At 24.9% G+C, this 736-nt stretch carries 1 protein-coding gene; it reads left to right on the forward strand.

All coding sequences use genetic code 11. The features are described 5' to 3' along the window. The first annotated feature begins 220 nt into the window (after positions 1–220). Entirely contained in the window at positions 221–316 is a 96-nt protein-coding gene (locus IEW49_RS13370) for an NADH-quinone oxidoreductase subunit H (RefSeq protein ID WP_506344882.1), read from the forward strand. Positions 317–736 lie beyond the last annotated feature (420 nt).

A 736-nucleotide genomic window follows, 5' to 3' on the forward strand; every position in this document is an offset into this window, starting at 1 on the left:
CGAGTATGGTAGTATAGTTTTAATGTGTATACTTACAAGTATTTTGTTTCTAGGAGGTTATTTATTTATAAATCTTAAAGATGTCTTTAATATTCTTGATTTTGTATATTCCAATTTATTTATATTTGAAATTAATTGAATGGTTTCTGAAAGATCTTATACAGAAGATTTCTTTAACAATTATAAATCCATATTAGAAGGATGGCTATATGGATGAATTATAGGATTAAAAAGCTCTATAATGATATTTATTTTTATATTAGGGAGAGCATCTTTCCCTAGAATACGTTATGATCAATTAATGGGTTTTTGTTGAACAGTTTTATTACCTATAATCTTTGCGTTAATAATCTTAGTGCCTTGTATTTTAGAAAGTTTTTACATTTTGCCATGAAATTTAAACCTTTTTTAATCATGAAGGGTAATGGCGTTCTTAATAAAAAATAATAATAATACCTGCCAGCATAGATATTATTGAAAAAATATTAGTTCCACCGGTTAATTCATAGTTAATGGTGTAGTCTTTTCGTGTGCTATTAGTAAATAATGAAGAAAGAATTCTTAATGTTTTTATTTGCTTTATTAATAATTCCTATTATAGGAATATTTATTATATGATCTACACAGTTTTATTCTAAAATGTATCAATATCCTTTTTATTATATGCCTTATCCTTTTAAAAAAGTGGTTATAACAGAAGGAGCAAATTCTTGTATGTTGAAAGATGGATCTTGAT

This window comes from Pseudoblastomonas marina, from assembly GCF_014641655.1.
GTDB classification, from domain to species: Bacteria; Pseudomonadota; Alphaproteobacteria; order Sphingomonadales; family Sphingomonadaceae; genus Alteriqipengyuania_A; species Alteriqipengyuania_A marina.